Source organism: Nostoc sp. (assembly GCF_036917615.1).
Classification (GTDB): Bacteria; Cyanobacteriota; Cyanobacteriia; order Cyanobacteriales; family Nostocaceae; genus Nostoc.
Window position 1 is genome coordinate 13,036 of the sequence record NZ_JBALCZ010000068.1, and the last position, 21,266, is coordinate 34,301.

Below are 21,266 nucleotides of genomic sequence, written 5' to 3' on the forward strand. Positions count from 1 at the left end.
AGAGTGCGTTGATGTCTGTTTTCAGCGATCGCGCCGCACGATCGAAATTATTCGCTTCTAATAAGCGTCGATGATCACTCTCAGCAACTTACTAATTAATCGAATAATTCCTATGTGCGTTCAGAACTATTACCAGTGCGATCGCATAAAATCATCGTGCTGTAGAAAGTGGGAAATCAGATCCCCGACTTCTTCAAGAAGTCGGGGATCTGAATGGCGTGTGGAGATCGTAGTGTTACTGATTAAACGCATCTAATCTTGCAGATTTATCAATTAAATGCCAATCCTCAGGACGCTTCCGTTCGCGAAGAACATAAGCACAGTGTTCACCAGCTCGCTTGTAATAATACGGACTGTTAATTTTTCCTCCTGCATCATTTAAGGCAGCTTTTCGGACTAAACGCCACCAGTCTGGACGCTTTGTATTATTCAGCAGCGACTCACAGTGTTCAGCAAGTCTTTTTTCGTAATAATCTTGGTTAGGAATTGGCAGGGTCGAAATCGCATTGAATCTGATCTGCTCCCATAGAGGTTTCTCGCCTCTCAGATTCGACTCACAATGTTCGGTCTCTCGTTTGTAAAAAGTGTCACTACTGGTGTTTCCCGCATCAGTCGCAGCGGCTGCTTCTATGTCTAACCACAAAGCGCTACGTCCGTTAGATTGGAGCGTTTTTTGACAAGAAGAAGCAACGCTCTTGTAGTATTCTGTCTTGTTTTGGGCTGAAGCTTCTGAAACTGGCGTAAGAGCCAATACCAATCCTACACAGGAAACGCTTGCTGCTAAACAAGCATGGAAAACAAAATTTTGCTTTATGTTAATTAATAATTTCATACACTTGTTTTTCCGAAAATACTGTGAATTACCAAGTTATTAGTTCGAGAAAGCGATCGCTCTCATCTATTTCACTTCAACTCGAAATCATTGCCATCGCCTCAAATCATCGTGTAATCAAAAGTGCGTAGTTTTCGCCGTAGGCATCGCCCAAAATCATCGTGTCATCTGGGAGACTAGATCCCCGACTTCTTCAAGAAGTCGGGGATCTGAATATACTAGAAAGTGGGATCGCTCTGAGTTTTTGGTTTATTCAAAAAGAGCGATCGCCTAAAATTATCCTGTTATCGAAAATGCGATCGCCTACAATCATCCTTTTATCAAAAGAGCGATAGCCTATAATCATCCTATTCTCAAAAGAGTGATCTCATTGATTTATATTTGAGGATTTTTTATAATTATTAATCTCCGCATTTTAAAAGGTAGTTGTAACCATCCATGCTTTGACAGTCTTGGTTGTTAACTAGCGCAAACATATTATCACCAGTACCTCCCGTTCCTCTAATCCAATAGACTCTTGACTTAGGACTCCTCTTAATTTCAACTCGTAAGTTACCGTTGTAACGCATATTTATGACATTATCGGATAGAAACTGCGAACCTAAACGGTAACTATACTTAGGCATTGAACTTCCATCTGGATTCAGGGCAAACATATTCTGTCCAGTGCCACCAGTACCTTTAATTTTGACAAGGACAGATATATTGCTATTTTCTAGGCGACCTGATACAAAAAGAACATTCTGTTCAGGAACCCACATAATACTATCAAAACTCTTAAATTTTTGTTCTCCTAGCCATTTGCCTGTAGATGCTTCGGTTTTAGTCAGTAATGTACGTGAATTATTAATTGAAAGACTGATATTGCCAATTTTTAAATTGGAATTTGAAGACGCACTATCAGCATAGGCTGGAATATTTGAAAATCCAATTAATGCCCAGCCAAAGGCTACTATTGCTGCTTTCTTGAACATAAAATTCTTTCCTTGATTACTGTGAATTGCTAAGTTATTGATTTAGATTGCGATTAACTAAGCTTTTACCGATAGTATTTTTATCCACCCAAAAAATCTACGACTATCACCGCAGAAAACTTTGCGAACTCCCGCAAATTAATTTGCTGACTTACAAACCTATCTAAAAACCCAATTGTGGTAAGAGTGAGAGCATAATTTATCCGGCAGCTATCAGGTTTCAGATTCCAGTTATGAAATTCCCTATACAAAGACTGCATATTATCCTCACCACAGTATTTTTGCTGTGGGGACTCGGTTCACCCGCCTTTGCTCAACAAATTTGGTCAGGAACAGGCAGAATTATCAGTGGTGCTGGCGAAGGTGGGACAGTTGAGTTAAAATTGGTGGTCGCAGACAACCGTGTGCAATTCCTCTCTGGCCCCTCAAAAAATGACCCACCATTCCAGTTAAATAACTCTACTGGTCTCAATGGAACTGTAAAGGTGAATGCTGGAACTTGGCAGTTTGTCCAAACAGGGAACGAGTTAGGAGTCAGCTTGTCTCAAAATAATCCCTATCGGATTATTCGCTATCGTCTTTTTCCCAAACCGTAACCAGATGTGGCGCAAAGGTTGGCAAATTAAGTTTCTCAGCTTAGGGATCAGTTGCGGTGTATTTTACAATTTCATTTTCTCCCAAATTCCTCTAGTTCAGAAATTGGAGTTACAGCTTCAGGATACTTTGCTGAGATTGCATCACCCAAAATCTCCGCCTCAAGAAATTATTCTGGTAAAAATTCAAAAAAAGGATTTAGCAAATCAAAAGCTATCTATAGGGCGAATTTTCTATGCAGATTTAGTTGAGCATCTTTTAGAAGCAGGTGCATCTGTTGTTGTTTTAAATCTCCGCAATGACTGGCGAGAACCAGCATTTGAGTACTCCAGCAAAATTACTGAGCCAATAAATAGACCTCTAAAAAATCTGGTGCAAAATCATAGCGATAAGCTTGTTTTAGTGACGCGCACCAATTCAATCTCTAATTATAAACAAACAAATTTTTTAATTTATAATCATCTTATCCCTTTTGATGGCGAACAACTTCGACCTTTAATTCCTCCTCATACTCTTCAGGGATTTTTTGAATACGAACCGGAAGCAGAATTTCCGAGAAATTTAAGTAGCACTGCTCGACGCTCTCACTTAGTTGGTCAGTTTTTGATCTCGGAAGAAAATAATCAAGTTAAAACTTTTAAATCTGCTGCTCTTTTAGCTTTAGAAAAGTTTGAACAACAAGAGCAAAAAAGTCTTCTCTCTTCACGACTTGCTAAAATTCCAACTCAGGTAGAGATTAACTTTTGGGGTAGGGCGGGAACTTTTCCTTCTCTGGAACTGACATCTATTTGTCAGCCTAGTAAAGACAAAAAATGTTTGGTTGTGTCTCCTAGCAAACTGTCTCAACAAGTACGCCATAAGGTCGTGTTCATTGGTTTTGCAGAAGGGAACAACATACACACAATGGCGATGCTGTCACCTTTCGGCGACAGCATGTCCGGCGTAGAAATTCAGGCTAACCTCATGGCCAGTTTGATGACAGATTCATTTTTACAAATTCCGCCGCAATGGTTGGAGTTGATAATCATTATTTTAGGAGCGGTTTTTATTAGTGGTAGTGTTTCTAGTTATCAAAATTGGCGTTTATTAGGGTTAGTTTTGGCAATAATATTTGGCGGTTATTTGGGACTATGTTTAATTCTCTTGAAATGTAAGTGGATATTATCAATTATTCTGCCTCTGTTGATATGGACAGCAACAGAGATATCTGTTTTTATTTATTTCATTTGGGTACGACAAAAAGAATTTATTCTTCTCCAAAAGTATCAAATTAGCCAACTAAAGGCGGCTGAACAAGAAGCGATTCTTTCCCGCACACGTAAAATCCTTCATCGCACTGCTTCTGATATCCATGATGGGGCTTTACAAGATTTGAAGCTGGTAATGGACAAAATTGAATTGGAATCTGATTTAGATGTGGATTCAATTTTAGATAAGCTGGCAGCTTTAGGGCAGGAAATTAGGGATAAATTGTATAACATTCGTAGTGTAGCTGAGAAAATGGAGGTGACTCCAGCATTACGACAAGGGTTAGATGTCGGAATTAGAGCGACGCTGCAAGATTTAGTCAATTCTGGAAAGTTAACTTTAACAGTGATTACAGAACTTCAGCCTCTGCAAGAACCAGAATTAAACAGTGTTTGGATTGAACACCGAGAGGAAATTTATCGCTTTTTGGGCGAAGCACTGAATAATGTGATCCAACACGCCCAACCACCTCACGGTACTGCTACTCAAGTGTGTATTAGTTTAGAGCAACAGGGAGTCAGATGTACTCTGGCGATCGCAAACAATGGATCAATTATAAACTCTACTACCTGTGAACGCAAAAAAGGTGGCTATGGCACTAAAATGATGGATGCGATCGCCTCTGAACTTCCAGATGGTGGATGGCAAATGTCAGCTTTGCCTGATGGACAAGTGCAAGTTACACTGAGTTGGCGTTTATCCTAAGTTGATCTGGCTCAAGAAATTCATCCACGCCAAACCCGATTAAAATGAATACGCAACTCGCGCTTCCTCAAGGAGTATCAATCCGTGCAGCCGGACTTAATAGGTTTGGAAATTAGCAAAGGAGAACTGAGACGTTTGACTGGGTTCGATCCAGAAGACGTTTTTCGACCCTCGGTTCTGCGAGATAGCAAGAAGCGATTAGGGTTTTTCATCAATGAAATGCTGGTGACGCTGGCGCTAACGCCAATAATTGTTGGCTTTGTTTACGCATTTATCATTCTGCCGACAATTGGGTCTTCAATTCGACTAGGAATTCTTTTACTAATTATAGTGCCAATCCCGATATTAGTCGGGCGAGCGCTCTGGCGGCAGTTGACCTGTCCTGAAGGACTGACAATACTTTTAGATGAAGTTGATAAATATCATGACCTGATCCACGCTATAGATATTAATGACCAATTGGCTGCATCAGGAAACGTAGAAAGCAGTATCCATGACCGAGATAAAGTAACCGCCGCCCTGCAACTGATTAGAGAAGATTTAGTCCGCGCTCTGAAAACGGAACGAATTTTGCGAGATAATAAAAAATTGCTTGCTAATAATCAAGAGTTATTTGTCAATAATTTAGCCAATCTGCAAGCTTTAGAGGTTAGTAGTCAAGCAGGCGAATATGCTCAACTGCTAAATCAATCATTGCAAATTGCGATCGATGTGCAAGCAGAAATCAGAAAATTGCATAAAGACTAATTAGTCCACGCGCTTGTGTAATAGTGACTTCAACTCCCCCAACACTTTCCCAGAAAACAATCGCCCCGTTGACTTAAATGAGCAACAAACCAAAAATAATTGTCCTGGATGATGACCCTACAGGTTCTCAAACAGTCCACAGCTGCTTGCTGCTAATGCACTGGGATGTGGACACTTTACGCAGCGGGTTGCAGGATGATTCGCCGATTTTCTTTGTGCTGACTAACACTAGATCATTAACCCCAGAATCAGCAGCATCTGTTATCAAAGAAGTTTGCCATAACTTGAAAATCGCCTTTAATGCTGAAGGAATTGACGATTTTCTGATTGTCAGCCGTTCTGATTCTACTTTGCGGGGACATTATCCCATTGAAACTGATGCGATCGCACAAGAACTCGGCCCTTTTGATGCTCATTTTCTTGTACCTGCATTTTTCGAGGGCGGACGCATCACCCGCGACAGTGTGCATTACTTAATTATTGCTGGTGTACCCACCCCAGTCCATGAAACTGAATTTGCCCGTGATTCAGTCTTCAGCTACCATCACAGTTACTTACCCAAGTATGTCGAAGAGAAGACTCAAGGAGGAATTAATGCCGAAGCTGTGGAAAGATTTCTCCTGGCTGATATTCGCGCTGGTAGTTTGGAACGCTTGTTACAACTCAATGGTAATCAGTGCGCTGTGGTAGATGGTGAAACTCAAGCTGATCTTAACCGCTTTGCAGTAGACATATTAGCAGCAGCAAGTCAGGGAAAACGCTTTCTGTTTCGCAGTGCAGCAAGTATTTTAACGGCTTTAGCGGCTTTACCACCCCAACCCATTGCTGCCGAAAACATGGCGCAGTACGTGCGGCAAGGCAAACCAGGTGTGGTGATTGTTGGTTCCCATGTGAAAAAGACTACTCAGCAATTAGAGGCGCTGTTGCAAGTAGAAGGAACAGTGGGAATCGAAGTGAATGTAGCGCGATTACTTGATGATGGGGAAAATCAATCTGCTGCACTCCTAACTGAAATCAAAGAAAGTACACGGGCGGTACACGAGGCTGGCAAAACACCAGTGGTTTATACTAGCCGTCAGGAACTGAGTTTTAAAGATGTCAAGACACGATTGGAGTTTGGAGCAAAAGTTTCAGGTTTATTGATGGATATTGTGCGTGGTTTACCATCTGATATAGGATTCTTAATCAGCAAGGGTGGTATTACCTCAAACGATGTTTTGAGTACTGGACTAGCTTTAACTTCAGCCCGCTTACTCGGTCAAATTTTAGCTGGTTGTTCAATGGTGTTAACGCCATCCGATCATCCTCAGTTTCCTAATTTGCCAGTGGTGCTGTTTCCAGGTAACGTCGGCGATGCTGATGCTTTGGGGACAATTTATCAAAGATTGACTAAAACAGTCTTGAGTGCTAAGTGAAAATGATCATAATTCTGAACTACAGCGAATCGCAAGTTAGTGAGGTAGAGTATTTTGGTCTACAAGCTAGATAAAGAGCTTTTTTTATTTACTCCTGACTGCTAACTTTGCACTTTCTTGCCTGACAATGTTGTTGTATTTTGCAACTGATCTAATATTAGTAATTATTCGGAGTGTCCCTTGTCTTTTGGCTAGTACTGCATGACTTCTGATTCTGCGATTCCCAATTTAGAGTCAAATTCTGCACTTCCTAATGCAGAATTTGACTCTATCCTTTCTGAGGTAGAGGTAAATCCTACTGTTTCTGATGTAGAGTCAGATTCTATCCTCCCGGATGCTGAGTTAAATTCTGTCCTCCTTTATTTAAAATCAAATACTGTCCTTGCTCCTGTAGAGTCAAATACTGCTAACCCAGATGTAGAGTCAAATATTGATGCGGCATCAGATTTTATCCTGACTGATTTAAATCCCAATGAGTCAGCATTATCAGGAAATCGCGTAAATGACAATACTCAAGTCCAGTTAAAAAGTCAGGAGGGACGACTGTTATTAATTTTGCCTCCGGAATCTCAAGTATCTGCCTCAGAACTTAGTTGGTCTGATATTTGGCAACAAATAAGACAGCGTTTGAATGCAGGCGATCGCTTCCGTATATCTAACACACCTGTACATCTAATGGCACAAGACCGCCTAGTAGATACCAGACAACTGCAAGAACTTGCCGAGGCTTTAACTGAAGTTCAACTGCGGCTAATATCTGTCTCGACAAGTCGTCGGCAAACTGCGATCGCTGCCGTCACATCCGGGTATTCTGTAGAACAACTACAGCCCGTAACTTCTCTGATTTCCGAGGCAAAAGCTACAGCTATACCCCAGGCAGATGCCCTCTATCTGGAAACAACAGTCCGCTCTGGAGTAGAAATTCGTCATCCTGGTACAGTAATTATCTTGGGAGATGTAAATCCAGGTGGTATTGTAATTGCAGATGGAGATATTATCATCTGGGGTCGTCTACGTGGAATTGCTCATGCTGGGGCCGGAGGTAATCGTGAGTGTCTGATTATGGCTTTGCAAATGGAACCAACCCAATTGCGGATCGCAGATGCTGTAGCTAGGGCACCAGAAAAATTACCGATGCAATTTTCTCCAGAAGTGGCACATATTATGCCCCAAGGGATTCGCATCGCTAGAGCTAGTGATTTTTCCCGAAACCAATTTACTAAGATCAATCAGTAGCCCTGAATATTTACTTAAAAGATGAAGAATATGAAGGATGAAATATAGCGGTTTTTATGTAGATAGAATACACTACTCTAATCCCTAATCCCTAACCCCTTTCCCCTAGCGAAGTGTATTGCACACAACGGAGCGTAGACGCTGCATCGGCTTGTCGTCAGACATCGTAATCAAAAAATATTCATCCCTCGCCCGAATCAGGGAGACCAGATATTTCTTCATACTTGATACGATACTTCATACTTTATACTGCAATTTACTGTTTTATATTTCCTGAACCCTCATTGACCGCATTTCTATCATGACTCGCATTATTGTGATTACCTCCGGCAAAGGAGGAGTGGGTAAAACCACAGTTTCAGCAAATCTGGGCATGGCTTTAGCCAAAATAGGGCGTCAAGTTGCCTTGGTTGATGCGGATTTTGGTCTGAGAAATTTGGATTTGCTGCTAGGGCTGGAAAACCGCATCGTCTATACTGCGGTAGAAGTCTTAGCCAGAGAGTGCCGCTTAGAACAAGCCTTGGTGAAAGATAAGCGCCAACCCAATCTCGTACTCCTGCCGGCAGCCCAAAATCGCTCCAAAGATGCAGTCACACCTGAACAAATGAAGTTATTGGTGAATGCGCTAGCGCAAAAGTATCAGTACGTAATCATCGATAGCCCCGCCGGCATTGAAAATGGGTTTAAAAATGCGATCGGTCCAGCAAAAGAAGCGCTAGTTGTCAGCACGCCAGAAATTTCCTCAGTTCGTGATGCTGACCGGGTAGTCGGGTTACTAGAAGCACAAGGTATCAAGCGTGTTCATTTAATAATTAACCGCATCAGACCCGCAATGGTGCAGGCAAATGATATGATGTCAGTGCAAGATGTTCAGGAACTTCTCGCCATTCCCCTGATCGGGGTAATCCCTGACGACGAGCGTGTTATTGTATCTACCAATCGCGGCGAACCCTTAGTGTTAGCGGAAAATCCTTCTTTAGCTGCCACAGCCTTTGAGAACATTGCTCGTAGATTAGAAGGGGAAAGTGTCGAATTTCTGGAAATCGACTCGTCCCAAGACAGCATCTTCGCCCGTTTACGAAGGTTGTTGTGGACAAAGATTGTTTAACTTATTTTCCAGTCTCCGCCCCAGACCTATTCGTAATGATTGAACTTTTAGAACGACTTTTTTCTCGCGGTCCTGATAGCAGTCGAACTCAAGTGAAACGTCGTCTGCAATTGGTGATTGCTCATGATCGCGCTGACATAGACCCTCAAACGTTGGAAAAAATGCGGCAAGAAATCCTAGATGTAGTCTGTCGCTATGTCGAAGTTGAGACAGAGGGCTTAGAGTTTTCTTTAGAAAGCAACCAACGAACCACAGCTTTAATTGCTAATTTGCCCATCCGCCGGGTAAAAGGTGTCATACCTGAGTGGGAAAGGGGTGATTAGTCTTTATAGTTTTAATCTTAAGTATTTTTATTTAGGATGTAGTTAAATTATCTTCAATATTTCTACTGTTTGTCCTGCCAAATGAGCAATTATTTTACTCACTGCATTGTGGCAACTTTTATGAGTGTCTAAAAGTTGAGGTAAAAACGCCCGGCCCAAAGGGTTACTATTGGGTCAAATAACCGCCTCTTATATCTAATTTTAAGTTCCGCAAGGGCTTGCTCAATTACTGAGGATGGTAACATCTCTTTAAAAGGTAATCCCAAATGTGAATTATAATTTATCCTTGAGGATTTGTACTCTTAGTGTCGCAGTAGTAGTAGTTAAATTTGTTTGCTTGTCTCAAAGAAAGTATTTCATGAGCGGGTAAACTTTTTCTACCTACCACAAAAATTACACAAACCCTAAATTTCATTCCACTGTCTCTGCACGGCACAGCGATCGCAAAGTATCCTGAATTAAAGCGGCGATCGCTTAGAGGATACTGCATCAAGAACAATCTCCTGAGCCATCCTTCCATTGTTCAATAGCTTAAAAATCTGTAGTGCTTATGGAGCATAGCTTAGAGCTTTTTTTATTGCTATTCGACCTATACCTAAATATTGACGTTATATAAAATTTTTCTGTATAACACAAAAAGGAATACCTGTAATTGCGATATACTGCCATCGACAAGATATTTAGACGAAAATTTTCCGTCTAATAAATAGTTAGACACTCTTTGAAACCCTGCTAAAAGGGTGTAATACTGAGGCTGATTTCCTCTCAAATTCGATTAGCCAGTGCTTAACAATCTACAGAACCTTCAGAGCAGATTCATGATCTTAATGATCGATAGATAAAGCACTCACAATAATGCATAACAGGATAGTTACGGAGAACCAACTCGACCAATGGGTACGTGACAACGCTCGTGACGCGCAGGGTTTGATTGTTGAGCTTGTCTATCGACTAGTTAAAGACTCATCTCCAAATCCCAAAGAGCGACGTTTTCCACTCGGCGACAGTATCGGACAACCTGGACCGGATGGAGTCTTAAATACAGATTTCGACTTTGACCCATTTGTGCCGGAGGGGAGATCCTTCTGGGAAATCGGCACTGGTATTAATGCCAGAGCGAAAGCAACACGTGATTATAACGATCTAACGGCTGCAACACCTAATGAGATCAAACATGAATCCACATTTGTCTTCGTCACTCCTTTATCTGGCAGAAGGGACTGGCAGCATACGTGGAAAGAAGAGGCGCAAGCTAAGTGGCTGACAGATCGTCGCCAGCACAACGACTGGCGAGATGTTCGTGTTATTGACGGAACTGTCCTAATCGACTGGCTACATCATTTTCCCTCTGTTGAATTATGGTTTGCTGACGCAATAAAACTTCCAGCACAGCAAATGCAGACTCCAGAGCAGCACTGGGCTGATCTGAAAACCATTGGCGATCCGCCACCACTTATGCCAGACGTTTTTCTCGCAAATCGTGAGGCGGCATGTACCAAGCTCAAAGAGGTTTTCTCCAGGACAACGCTTCAGTTGAAGCTGGACACTCGTTTTCCTAACCAAGTAGCAGACTTTGTTGCTGCCTATGTGGCGGACATGGAAGATGATGCCAAAGTTGATGCTGTCGGTCGCTGTCTTGTTGTATCGGGTACTGACGGATGGAACGCGATAATGTCCCTTCGAGACGCACACGTACTGATAGCAAACTTCGACCTGGATGAGGCTGACTCGATAGGAACGAAACTTCTCGAAAAAGCTCGTAGGGCTGGTCATGCAGTCATATTTGGGGGAATGCCCGGTGGTATCCCCCACCCAAATCGAGTTTCTATCCCAAACCCGAAAAGCTATCAAATCGAGGAGGCTTTAAAGAAAGCTGGCTATAACGCAGAACGTGCCCGCGTTCTTGCACAAAAGAGTGGTGGCAACTTGAATTCCTTGCTCAGGTGTCTTCAAAACCTTTCCCTGATGCCGGAGTGGGCACAGGAAACAGATGCAGCGGAACTTGCAATTGCAGAGCTTCTGGGTGCATGGAGTGAACACTCTGAAGTGGACAAAACAGTTGTGGAGGAATTGTCGGGAAACTCCTACGGGGAGTGGATCGGAAAAATGCGTGAAATCACGTTTCGTCCGGGCACTCCCCTGATTCAACGGGATGGTGTCTGGAAGGTCGTTGCCCGATATGAAGGGTGGTACGCCCTTGGTCCGAGAATATTTGACGAGCATCTGGCTAGGTTAAAAGATTTAGCAGTCAAGGTCTTGTGCGAACGAGATCCGAAGTTTGAATTACCCTCAAATGAACGATATGCAGCAAATATTCACGGTAAAGTTCTAGCCCATTCAAGTTCGTTACGAAACGGTTTAACGGAGGGCTTGGCTCTTCTTGGAAGCCATTCAAGAGCGCTGACATCATGTTCCTTCGGCAAAGCTGAGATGATCGCTCGTCTTACGGTGCGGGAGATCCTAGCTAATGCAGACTGGGTTCTTTGGGCTAGCTTAAATCACCAATTACCATTGCTAGCTGAGGCCGCACCTGGAGAGTTTCTTGATGCTGTTGAAAGCGCCTTGAGTAATGATACGTGTCCTTTTGATATGATCTTTGCACAAGAGGTATCTGGAATTACTGGTGGCATCTATATAACTGGCTTACTTTGGGCACTGGAAACACTAGCTTGGGATGCTGCGTATTTAACCCGTGTAGTCGTAATCCTTGGAGAATTAACCGCGAGAGATCCTGGCGGAAATTGGGCTAATCGACCAGCCAATTCTTTTACAACAGTTCTCTTGCCTTGGTTTCCGCAAACTTGTGCTTCTGTAGCAAAGAGACAGTCTGCTGTTGCAACACTGCTAAATGAGAACCCGGAAGTTGCTTGGAAAGTGTTGTTAACTATTCTTCCCAGTCCACACCAGTCGTCTACGGGGTCTCGTAAGCCAGCATGGAGGGAGATTATTCCTGACGATTGGTCGGAAGGTGCAACACGCCAAGAGTACTGGGAGCAGATCACAGTCTACACAGAGTTGGCGGTTAGTGCAGCAAAACAAGACCTCTCGAAACTTGCTGAGATCATTGACCGGATAGATGATCTTCCGCCTTCTGCGCGTGATCAACTTCTCACTCACTTACGTTCAGACATAATCATTTCGCTGCCACAGGCAGATAGGTTGCGCTTGTGGACTAAACTTGTCGATTTGGTTTCAAAGCACCGAAAGTTTACGGATGCCAAATGGGCTATGAAACCAGAGGTCGTGAATGAGATCGCTGCGATTGCCGAAAGCCTAGAACCTAAAACTCCAATTTATCGTCACCAACGACTTTTTAGTGAGCGTGATTCTAATGTATTTGAGGAAAAGGGCAACTATGAGGAGCAAATCAGGGAACTTGAAGACCGACGACAACAGGCTGTTGAAGAAGTTTTTGCATCTGGTGGACTGGAAGCAGTTCTGAAATTTGCAAAATCAGTACAAACGCCTTGGCGCGTAGGTGTTGCTTTTGGTGTAATTGCAGAAAATGACGCTGAAGAAAAAACGCTTCCGGCATTGTTGGAGTCGGAAACCAAGTCTCTTGCTCAGTTCGCGGCTGGCTTTATCTGGGGGAAATTTCGTGGATACAGATGGCAATGGGTTGATGAGATCGACACTTCGCATTGGACACCCTCCCAAATAGGGCAGTTCTTAGCTTTTCTTCCATTTGTTCCTGATACTTGGAAGCGTTCGGCGCGACTTCTGGGAGAAGATGAGTCCCCGTATTGGTCGAAAACTAATGCAAATCCATATGAAGTTGAAGCAGGTCTTGAACTAGCTGTTAATCGCTTGGTTCAATATGGCCGACCGCATGAAGCGATTAAATGTTTTGAGAGAATACTGCACGACAAGAGTCCTCTGAATAGTCAACAAGCCGTCACTGTGCTTCAAGCAGTACTTCATTCACCAGAGAATGTTCGTGCTATGGATGTACATGCTGTTATCGAAGTTATAAAGGCGTTGCAAGATGATCCGCAGACAAATCCCGATGACCTTTTCAAAGTTGAATGGGCGTTTCTACCTCTTCTCGATCAACATAATAATGCGTCCCCTAGTCTGCTAGAGCAACGGTTATCCGACGATCCTGATTTCTTTTGCGAGGTCATTCGCACTGTGTTTCAGTCGAAGAAGGAGGAAGAACCTCCTGAAGAACCCACGGAGAAACAGAAGAACATTGCAACAAATGCCTACTGTCTGCTTCAGAAATGGAGGATGCCTCCCGGTAGCCAGAAAGATGGGACGTATAACGGTGAAGCACTCACTGCCTGGTTGGAGAAGGTCAAATCTGACTGTGCGGAGTCTGGTCATTTAGAAATTGCGCTTTTAATGGTTGGTCATGTTCTCATTCATACTCCCCCTGCTTCTGATGGACTTTGGTTACATCATGCAGCAGCAAGGGCGCTGAATGCCAAAGATGCCAATGATATGCGGAACGGATTTACAACTGAGCTATTTAACTCACGTGGTGTTCATTGGGTAGATCCAAAGGGCCGAGAAGAACGAGAGTTAGCTGAAAAGTATCGCGCACAAGCTGAAAAAGTTGAGTCTCATGGCTATCATCGTTTAGCTAATTCTCTAAGAGAGTTGGCAGATTCATATGAGCGTGATGCTGAACGGGAGGCATCTAGAGATTCCTTTGATGGTTAAAGGGTATTAGTAGCGAATGGCACTAAGTTTAGTTATTTATTGAGGCAAGCTGGGGGTGCTAGGAGAGACAAATAAAGAAGTGTATACTATGAAAAAAAGGTACTAAAAATTACCAAAAATTACTCTTTTTTCTCCCAGCCTCGTCAGCTTTTCTTAGTGCGATTTGGACTATACACCTATTAGTATTTCTCCTCTAAAAAAATCCCGTTGTCGTCACTGCTAACAACGGGAGCATATAAGATTTTTAATAAACTATCGGTAGGCTACTTGTGGGCCTGCCCAAATTTCTGTAACCTTTTTACCAAAGGTAATAGGCTGATCATTATTTGTTGTAGTAACAGTCTTGCCATCATTAGCAACTTGCATTAATGGCCAGTTTTCCTCGCCCAATTCACCTGCACGAAATAGCACACGATCCGGTTGGCTTTTACTCCAACCTAACAATACGGCAATTTGTTCATGTTCTTGCTCATTAGCAGGAGCAACGGTGTTAGCGTGATTTTTCTGCCGATCCCAAATCACGGCACTATCTGTGGAATCACCTGTGTTAAATATACCTTCAAACTTGCGGGCTAAGAAGCGATCGCCTTTTTCTGACCAGCTAACTGGAACTAATACCCCAATTTTACCGTTCGTATCAGTTTCTTCTGACGATGCCGCCTTTACAACCTTTACTTTTAATAAAGGATCACTAACAGGAGTAGTTGAAGCCATCACCCACAACTTCTTGGTTTGCATGTCTTGGACAAACAAAACGCTGGTGACACGACTGTTATACATTTGAGGTTTTACTTCTAATTGCACCCGGCTATAAACAGCATATTTACCATCTGGAGAAACCACGGGTACGCTGCGGTAGTGACGCACTCCCGAACCACCCTTAGAAGCAATTGCCTCTTGAGTAGCTGTGATCCATTTCCAAGGAATAGGATGAGGACTACCTATAGGATCTATTTGTTCTGCTTGGGGTTCATCACGTGGTTCAGCAACAGGTATTTCCGTCGTTGTGGTTGGTTGTGATTCTCTAAGAGTTGGTGCTACTTGAGTTGCTGTCAATGATTCAGTAAAAGACTTTTCTTTAGAGAGAGAATTTTCTTCTCCTTTCAAAGACTTGATCTTAGCAGCTTTGAGTTTTCGTATTAAATTAAGTTGACTAATAGGAACATCAGTTAATGGTGCGAGTTCCACTGCTGCTAAAGGATCAGGTACAGTTAAATCGCTGTTTGACACAGAACTATCTGCTTGAGCCAAAGACTCAGTTTTATCCGCTGGTAATACTTGCGGTTCCTGGACAGCAGTACTTTGTATTGGCACAGAGTCAAATTCTTTTGTTAAGGAATTAACTTGATCTGTTTTTAATATTTCAGCTATTTTAGGTTCTTCAACTACAGCTATTTCCTTTGATACAGAGTCAGACTCTCCAGTCATCGGAGTTAGTTTAGCTACTTCGGATCTGACTGGGGTCGAGTGACCCGATGCCCCTAGCAAGGGTGCGATCAGTATCACAACGACAACGTAATTGAGAAATGGTTGCGCGCGGAACCATCCTGACAGCAAAAGGGGTTTAAGCATTTGTAGACTCTCTAGAGGGGCGGTTGCTATGTGAGAAGCAATACCTATGCAGCAATGGGGCAGGCGGTAATTATATGTATAACAAGAAACTAAAAGCTTTGACGAGATAATCTCTTCAAAGTTTGTAGAGTTTTAAAAAACTAAGTATCATTGCATACATATTTCCTTGTTCAGGTACTAAATATTTTTGGGCAAAAATATGTGAGTATAGTAAATATGCTCAGAAGTCAGTAATTACTACACCATATATAATGTTCCTGTTGCTATACCCAACCACACCAAAAACAGGTATTAGTTAAAGGATATTTAAGGTATAGTTTGTGGCTCATGAAGCTGGCAACCAAGAGTGAGATGACTCAGTTATTGGGGATCGTACTAGCGATCGCTAGTCCGCAGCAAATAAGCCAGGTTACACACTAGATATAACAGCGCAAACCCTGATAATGGTAAACATGAGGCGTTACGTGAAAAGCTCTTAAAGCGGACGCATAATACATCATACTCAGAAAATATTGCTATCAGCAACCCAAAGTGATCAATTGTAATCTCAACTACAAAATAGCTAGAAGACGCAATAGTTTTTTAGAAACCAATTGCATTTAACGTCAATTTGGGGGAAATGATCGGGAACACAACAAAATTTACTCGGTAGATGCTCTAGCGGCTGGTGACGAGACACCACTAAACGATTTGGCTCACCTTAGGCAGATGCAGCTGATACTAGCTGTTACACTTGTCAACTTAACTATGTAAGTTAAATCTTGCAGCCTTGGGTTTCACCAATACGAAAATATTCTACCACCAAACAGCCGATATTATTTACAGCAAATCAACTCTGCTTTGCAACTGCCGTCCAGAATCCAGAAGCCTGCTAAATCTGGCATGGTGAATTCTATTTCAACATGCAACTTAAATGTTGTCAGTTATCAGGGGCGCACTTACTATTAACTAATGACTAACGATAAACAACTAATTATTAATGAAAATTGTATTCTTTGGTACACCACAGTTTGCTGTGCCCACGTTGGAAAAGTTATTGAATCATTCCGAATTTGAGGTGTTGGCAGTTGTCACTCAACCAGATAAACGCCGGGAACGCGGAAATAAACTGACTCCTTCACCCGTAAAAGCGATCGCTACTGCTCACAACTTACCAGTATGGCAACCTGAGCGGGTGAAAAAAGACACTGAAACTTTAACCCAACTCAAACAATCAGACGCAGATGTGTTTGTTGTTGTCGCCTATGGACAAATTTTATCCTCAAAAATCTTAAATATGCCAAAATTGGGCTGCATTAATGTGCATGGCTCGATTTTACCCAAATATCGGGGTGCAGCGCCGATTCAGTGGTGTTTGTATAACGGTGAGAGGGAAACGGGGATCACAACCATGTTAATGGATGCGGGGATGGATACCGGCCCAATGTTACAAATAGCCACTACACCGATTGGATTACTAGATAATGCCCAAGATTTAGCCTTCATACTAGCTGCGATCGGTGGGGATTTGTTGGTAGAAACTCTATTGAAGTTGGAACGTCAGGAAATTCAACCAATTCCCCAAGATAATTTAGCAGCTACTTATGCGCCTCTGATTCAAAAACAAGATTATGGTTTGGATTGGTCAAAAAGCGCTATTGAATTACACAATCAAATCAGAGGCTTTTACCCTAACTGCACAGCTACCTTTCGTGACAATCTGCTGAAAATCACCGCTTCTGTTCCCATTGGTTCTGTAGGCGATCGCCATCTCCCACCAGAATTACAAGAATTAGTGGATAAATTGCCTGATTTGTCAAATATATCAGACAGACCGGGAGTTGTAGTGAGCATTGCCAAAGGAATTGGGGCGATCGTCCAAACTGGGGAAGGTTTGTTGCTGTTGCGAGAGGTTCAGCTAGCTGGTAAACGTCCCCAGTCGGGATGGGATTTTGTGAATGGGACCCGCTTAACTGTGGGAGAAATGTTTGGCGCGGGGAGTTGAGAGGTTGCCAATTTGAGATTTTGAATTTGGGATTTGGGATTAACTTCACATCTTGCACCCGCAAAGTCTGATGTAATTTCATTACTCAGTATTAATCTTAAATCCTTGATTTAGCGATAAAAGCTAATAAAAATAAGGTAGCTTGATCGCGCATCCTTTTATATTACCTGGGTTTTTACGGTGAGGTGCAAGATGTGAGTTCAAGGAAAAATCTAAAATCTAAAATCCAAAATTAAATAACTCCTGACTTTTCATAAAAGCGGCAAGATTGGCAAGGGCCATCTGGGTTGACTGCACAGCGAATGATTTCTGAATGAGCATTGTAGCAGCAAGTGGCATCGCCAATTACCCAACATCCCGCTACCAAACTTTTCTCAGATGGTCGTTTAGCAGACTGGACGTAAATGGCAATATTATGTAAGCGGTAGCGCCCAGCTGTAAGTTGGTATCGATGGCGGCGCTCTAAAACCGCGTAGGTTTTACCTTCAAAATCGAGGTAGTTTCCGGGTTGGGGTGTCCAATCAAGTTGCACTCTACCAAGGGACTTGCGCGGATGCGTCAGAATCACCTCAGTTTGTAAAGAGTCTGGCTCCATAAGCTTATGTGATTTGATTTACATTATAAGGATGGTATCGCAATCGCTTTCTTTAGCTTACCGAATTTAGATTACAATTAATAATTCACTATATTTGCGAGAAATATACATCCAGTAGGGATGCACAGCTGTGCTACCCCAGAGATTACGGCAACCAAAAGTCAGGTAGGATAGATTTGCCCAAGTCACGCAAAGTTTGGTTGAGCGATCGCGCCACTTGTATATGCGCTTCATCCTCTTCCACAGGTAAAATCTCAGATGGCTGACCTGATCCCAAATAAGACACCACCAAATTTGCCGCCTCCAAACCAGTAACATAAGCCTTTTCTTGTGACCAGGAACCATGACGGTTCACAATCCAATCCCCACTCATAAACACATTTTCAAAACTTGTCTTAGCGGGTAACATATAACGATAGCTACCAGGTGCAAAGTGAGTCACCGCCTGAGTTAGCCGAATTACACTGCTATCAATTATCTTTGCCTGCCGAAACGCTGGCACACAAGTTGCTAAATAACGCTGGACTATTGGTAAAATCTCTTCATCGCTCAAACTGAGAAACTGATTCGCGTGATAGAAATCAGCTTCAATCACTGTTCCCGGCTCATTTTGATATTCATCATGTAGAGCATTCAAATCAAAAAACGTCCAACCTGTAGTTGCGTCGAATCCAAAGCAAGCATTAGAAGGACGAGGAATATCAATTTTGCGGTCAAACCATAGTCGTGTTGCTAAAACATCAATTGCTCCTAAATTGCTCAAATTACGGAATTCTTCACGGCTTTGTAAACTAGGGCTAGTTGAGACAATTTTCTTCATACCCGTGATCCCAACCGCAAAAATCACCGCATCTGCTTCAATTACTTCATCCTGGCAAACCACACCCTTTGCTCGATGATTACTATCAACAATTAAGTCTGTAACTCGGCGCTTGGGTAACACTCGCACACCTAGTTTTTCGATACGTTCCACCCAAGGACGAAATATCTTTTCCCCGACAGTTCCCCGACACCAAACTACATCAAAATCCGGTTGATGAGCCAAAATAAAAAAGTAAAGCATCCCTAAAGTTGCTGCGGCTGAACATTGTTCGCCAGGGGCAAACAAGCCCACTAATAACATTGGTTCAAAAGCCTCGCGGTAAAGCCGTGCAGAAACGTTAAAGTCTTTGAACAATTCACGGGCAGTTACAAAGTCATAGCGCCGCCAAGCTGCATCGGAATTGTCAAAATCAACAACAGCATAAAGTAAAGGCAGAGCGCTGAGACGGTCAATTAGTGGCAGCCGCTTAAACTGAGTGTAGAGAAAAGTTCCCAGTGGGGAGGGGAGTCGCGGTAAGTCTTGAAAAATTGGTGATTCAACTTCCAAACCTGCTGGCGAATATTGCGAAGAACGAGTCCAAGTAGTAAAAGGATTAATTCCTAATTCATTGATTAGGGAAAAAATATTTTTGTAAGGATACCAAAAGCCATGAATGCCAGCTTCAACAGATTTTCCGGCGGCTGTTTGCCAACCTGCCACCAATCCACCGGGATAGGGGCCTGCTTCTAGAAGGGTCACATCATAGCCTTGTTTTGCCAAATGGTAGGTTGCTCCTAAACCAGCCCAACCTGCACCTACAACTACCACCCGTTTTTGTTCTGACCCTTCTACCATCCCAGCCTCCGATTGTTGCAGTCCATCAACTAATGTAACGTGAGTTCGACAAACCTCTCCCTGCGTTGAACTTTCGTTAAAGTCTGTCCCTCTGGGAGTCGGAGAAGGACGGTTTTGCGTAGTAAAACTTCTAAGAGGTTTCAATACTTACGCTAATTAGGCCGTTTCCTTTGGATGCAGCGCTTTGATAGCACAGCTGTCATTGGTGTCAACTTAACGTGAAAGTTAGTTTAGAACAAGCTTTTAGAGATTGTCTCGTTCCCAGTCTCTGACTCTTAATGCCTAACGTGAGGCTCCGCCTCAAGACTTGCAGCAGAGCCGCAATGAGGAGCATTTCCAGCTAGAGGCTGGAAACGAGGTTTTAAAAGGGTTTGAGCTTAAGTTGACACCAATGCACACCTGTGTGCCCCTACGATCTATATTCCATCGAATTGAAAACAGTTATAAACTTTGAAGAAAGGCTAAAGGGAAGCATTTCAGTAAAAATCACTTGCGGTTAATGCTGAGTTGAGAGTATAACAGAGAACAGACTTAACTATTTATCGGGAATAATCCTAATGACTCAATTAGCAAATGTAAAATTCAGTCTGAATGACTTTGAATTACGAGATGGCATTTATTTTCCTAGCGACTACGAACAGTTGAATAATACTCAACATAAAAAAACATGGGACGCAATTGGTAAAACATACTATGGTTCCCAAAAAATTGACAAAGTTACAGATGCATCGCCGATTAAACAAGATTACACTCTGCTAACTGGCACGCCTGGAGGTACTTGGGACAAATTTCCGTTGAATAAATCTGTTGATTCTATTCTGGAGATTGGTTCTGGTTATGGTCGCGCACCTTTGCATCTTTCTAAAGCGAAAAATCTGAGATGCGAGAAATATTATGGAATTGATATTTCTGAGCCTTTATTGCGGCGGTTAATCAAGGTTAAACAAGAATACGATTTTTTCCCAGAAGCTGAATTTAACTTGATTTGCAATTCTGCTGAAATATTGCCTTTAGAAGATAATTCTATAGATTTGGTAATTTCTAACTGCGTCTTTATGCATATACCGGATGCACAATTAAGAAATTTGTTGGCTGACATATCTCGTGTACTCAAACCCGGTGGAATTTTCGTTTTTAATCATTCATTTCACAACAAGTCTTGTCCTTCTCATATTATCCATAATTTTATCAGAAGGCTGAACCCATTTGTGAGAAACCCAGTTTATCTCAAGCAATATACATCTAGTGAAATCAATGAAATGTTAGCGACTGCTGGCATACAAACTAAGTGTTCACAATACACTGTCGAACCAACGGAAGAATATGCAATTTTGCCGGAAACCATCAAAGGAATTCCGGTGCCCTTTGCTAATGCCATCAACAGAAGTCTCAAGCCATCAGGTAATTTAAAAGAAACTTTGGCTTATGGTTTTAGTGCCTACAGTACTCAACTGGAATAATTAAGAAACTATCTTGTTGTCACAATGAACTAAATACAAACGAACTACAGAAGCACAACAATGTTGTGCTTTTTTTTCTACAATAAATTGACCGGACGAAAATCTTTTTGAAAGTTCGGATAATTTTTGGGATTTCCTTTATTGATTGTTA

The 21,266-nt window shown here is 42.4% G+C and carries 17 protein-coding genes; 11 read left to right on the top strand and 6 right to left on the bottom strand.

Going from position 1 to position 21,266, the window contains the following annotated elements; all coding sequences use genetic code 11:
• Positions 1 to 235 precede the first annotated feature (235 nt).
• Positions 236 to 832, bottom strand: a complete 597-nt coding sequence (locus tag V7K85_RS23505; RefSeq protein ID WP_334817038.1) for a hypothetical protein — start codon at positions 830 to 832, stop codon at positions 236 to 238.
• Between the two features lie 161 nt (positions 833 to 993).
• On the opposite strand from V7K85_RS23505, the gene V7K85_RS23510 reads away from it, so the two are divergent.
• Positions 994 to 1,167 (top strand): hypothetical protein, encoded by a 174-nt coding sequence (locus V7K85_RS23510; protein WP_334817040.1) that lies wholly within the window; start codon positions 994 to 996, stop codon positions 1,165 to 1,167.
• A gap of 66 nt (positions 1,168 to 1,233) precedes the next feature.
• On the opposite strand, the gene V7K85_RS23515 is transcribed toward V7K85_RS23510, so the two are convergent.
• Complete coding sequence (locus tag V7K85_RS23515; RefSeq protein ID WP_334817042.1) at positions 1,234 to 1,806, bottom strand: hypothetical protein; 573 nt, start codon at positions 1,804 to 1,806, stop codon at positions 1,234 to 1,236.
• A 233-nt stretch (positions 1,807 to 2,039) separates the two neighbouring features.
• Here V7K85_RS23515 and V7K85_RS23520 point away from each other — a divergent pair, with 233 nt between their 5' ends.
• The 7 genes from V7K85_RS23520 (at position 2,040) to minE (ending at position 9,182) form a co-directional block, all read left to right on the top strand.
• Positions 2,040 to 2,402 carry a hypothetical protein gene (locus tag V7K85_RS23520; protein WP_334817044.1) on the top strand — a complete coding sequence of 121 codons (363 nt, stop codon included), beginning with the start codon at positions 2,040 to 2,042 and terminating at the stop codon, positions 2,400 to 2,402.
• Positions 2,403 to 2,406: 4 nt separating this feature from the next.
• Entirely contained in the window at positions 2,407 to 4,353 is a 1,947-nt protein-coding gene (locus V7K85_RS23525) for a sensor histidine kinase (RefSeq protein WP_334817046.1), read from the top strand.
• A gap of 84 nt (positions 4,354 to 4,437) precedes the next feature.
• Positions 4,438 to 5,100, top strand: coding sequence for a hypothetical protein (locus V7K85_RS23530; RefSeq protein ID WP_334817048.1), 663 nt, complete (start codon positions 4,438 to 4,440; stop codon positions 5,098 to 5,100).
• Positions 5,101 to 5,177: 77 nt separating this feature from the next.
• The gene (locus tag V7K85_RS23535; protein WP_334817050.1) at positions 5,178 to 6,515 is read left to right on the top strand and encodes a four-carbon acid sugar kinase family protein; all 1,338 of its coding nucleotides are present in this window, start codon (positions 5,178 to 5,180) and stop codon (positions 6,513 to 6,515) included.
• 201 nt (positions 6,516 to 6,716) lie between these two features.
• Positions 6,717 to 7,751: a septum site-determining protein MinC gene (gene minC, locus V7K85_RS23540; protein WP_334817052.1), complete on the top strand. Its 1,035-nt coding sequence runs from the start codon at positions 6,717 to 6,719 to the stop codon at positions 7,749 to 7,751.
• A gap of 301 nt (positions 7,752 to 8,052) precedes the next feature.
• Complete coding sequence (gene minD / locus V7K85_RS23545; RefSeq protein ID WP_174712164.1) at positions 8,053 to 8,859, top strand: septum site-determining protein MinD; 807 nt, start codon at positions 8,053 to 8,055, stop codon at positions 8,857 to 8,859.
• A gap of 35 nt (positions 8,860 to 8,894) precedes the next feature.
• Entirely contained in the window at positions 8,895 to 9,182 is a 288-nt protein-coding gene (minE, locus tag V7K85_RS23550) for a cell division topological specificity factor MinE (protein WP_334817055.1), read from the top strand.
• Positions 9,183 to 9,462: 280 nt separating this feature from the next.
• Here the strand turns inward: minE and V7K85_RS23555 are convergent, their stop codons facing one another.
• Positions 9,463 to 9,672: a hypothetical protein gene (locus V7K85_RS23555; protein ID WP_334817057.1), complete on the bottom strand. Its 210-nt coding sequence runs from the start codon at positions 9,670 to 9,672 to the stop codon at positions 9,463 to 9,465.
• 365 nt (positions 9,673 to 10,037) lie between these two features.
• Between V7K85_RS23555 and V7K85_RS23560 the strand changes: the two genes are divergently transcribed.
• Positions 10,038 to 13,847 (top strand): hypothetical protein, encoded by a 3,810-nt coding sequence (locus V7K85_RS23560; protein WP_334817059.1) that lies wholly within the window; start codon positions 10,038 to 10,040, stop codon positions 13,845 to 13,847.
• Positions 13,848 to 14,099: 252 nt separating this feature from the next.
• On the opposite strand, the gene V7K85_RS23565 is transcribed toward V7K85_RS23560, so the two are convergent.
• Entirely contained in the window at positions 14,100 to 15,419 is a 1,320-nt protein-coding gene (locus V7K85_RS23565) for a hypothetical protein (protein ID WP_334817061.1), read from the bottom strand.
• 979 nt (positions 15,420 to 16,398) lie between these two features.
• Here V7K85_RS23565 and fmt point away from each other — a divergent pair.
• Positions 16,399 to 17,403, top strand: coding sequence for a methionyl-tRNA formyltransferase (fmt, locus tag V7K85_RS23570; protein ID WP_334817063.1), 1,005 nt, complete (start codon positions 16,399 to 16,401; stop codon positions 17,401 to 17,403).
• A 232-nt stretch (positions 17,404 to 17,635) separates the two neighbouring features.
• On the opposite strand, the gene V7K85_RS23575 is transcribed toward fmt, so the two are convergent.
• Both V7K85_RS23575 and V7K85_RS23580 read right to left on the bottom strand, forming a co-directional pair.
• Positions 17,636 to 17,998 (bottom strand): DUF6464 family protein, encoded by a 363-nt coding sequence (locus V7K85_RS23575; protein WP_334817064.1) that lies wholly within the window; start codon positions 17,996 to 17,998, stop codon positions 17,636 to 17,638.
• Positions 17,999 to 18,143: 145 nt separating this feature from the next.
• Complete coding sequence (locus V7K85_RS23580) at positions 18,144 to 19,655, bottom strand: hydroxysqualene dehydroxylase (protein ID WP_334817456.1); 1,512 nt, start codon at positions 19,653 to 19,655, stop codon at positions 18,144 to 18,146.
• Positions 19,656 to 20,212: 557 nt separating this feature from the next.
• On the opposite strand from V7K85_RS23580, the gene V7K85_RS23585 reads away from it, so the two are divergent.
• Positions 20,213 to 21,115, top strand: a complete 903-nt coding sequence (locus V7K85_RS23585; protein WP_334817066.1) for a class I SAM-dependent methyltransferase — start codon at positions 20,213 to 20,215, stop codon at positions 21,113 to 21,115.
• The last annotated feature ends 151 nt before the right edge of the window (positions 21,116 to 21,266 follow it).

Bases quoted from the DNA above. Each gene is read 5' to 3' on its own strand.
- V7K85_RS23505 (WP_334817038.1), bottom strand. From the start codon at position 832: ATGAAATTATTAATTAACATAAAGCAAAATTTTGTTTTCCATGCTTGT.
- V7K85_RS23515 (WP_334817042.1), bottom strand. From the start codon at position 1,806: ATGTTCAAGAAAGCAGCAATAGTAGCCTTTGGCTGGGCATTAATTGGA.
- V7K85_RS23520 (WP_334817044.1), top strand. From the start codon at position 2,040: ATGAAATTCCCTATACAAAGACTGCATATTATCCTCACCACAGTATTT.
- V7K85_RS23525 (WP_334817046.1), top strand. From the start codon at position 2,407: ATGTGGCGCAAAGGTTGGCAAATTAAGTTTCTCAGCTTAGGGATCAGT.
- V7K85_RS23535 (WP_334817050.1), top strand. From the start codon at position 5,178: ATGAGCAACAAACCAAAAATAATTGTCCTGGATGATGACCCTACAGGT.
- minC (WP_334817052.1), top strand. From the start codon at position 6,717: ATGACTTCTGATTCTGCGATTCCCAATTTAGAGTCAAATTCTGCACTT.
- minD (WP_174712164.1), top strand. From the start codon at position 8,053: ATGACTCGCATTATTGTGATTACCTCCGGCAAAGGAGGAGTGGGTAAA.
- minE (WP_334817055.1), top strand. From the start codon at position 8,895: ATGATTGAACTTTTAGAACGACTTTTTTCTCGCGGTCCTGATAGCAGT.
- V7K85_RS23555 (WP_334817057.1), bottom strand. From the start codon at position 9,672: ATGCAGTATCCTCTAAGCGATCGCCGCTTTAATTCAGGATACTTTGCG.
- V7K85_RS23560 (WP_334817059.1), top strand. From the start codon at position 10,038: ATGCATAACAGGATAGTTACGGAGAACCAACTCGACCAATGGGTACGT.
- V7K85_RS23565 (WP_334817061.1), bottom strand. From the start codon at position 15,419: ATGCTTAAACCCCTTTTGCTGTCAGGATGGTTCCGCGCGCAACCATTT.
- fmt (WP_334817063.1), top strand. From the start codon at position 16,399: ATGAAAATTGTATTCTTTGGTACACCACAGTTTGCTGTGCCCACGTTG.
- V7K85_RS23575 (WP_334817064.1), bottom strand. From the start codon at position 17,998: ATGGAGCCAGACTCTTTACAAACTGAGGTGATTCTGACGCATCCGCGC.
- V7K85_RS23580 (WP_334817456.1), bottom strand. From the start codon at position 19,655: ATGGTAGAAGGGTCAGAACAAAAACGGGTGGTAGTTGTAGGTGCAGGT.
- V7K85_RS23585 (WP_334817066.1), top strand. From the start codon at position 20,213: ATGACTCAATTAGCAAATGTAAAATTCAGTCTGAATGACTTTGAATTA.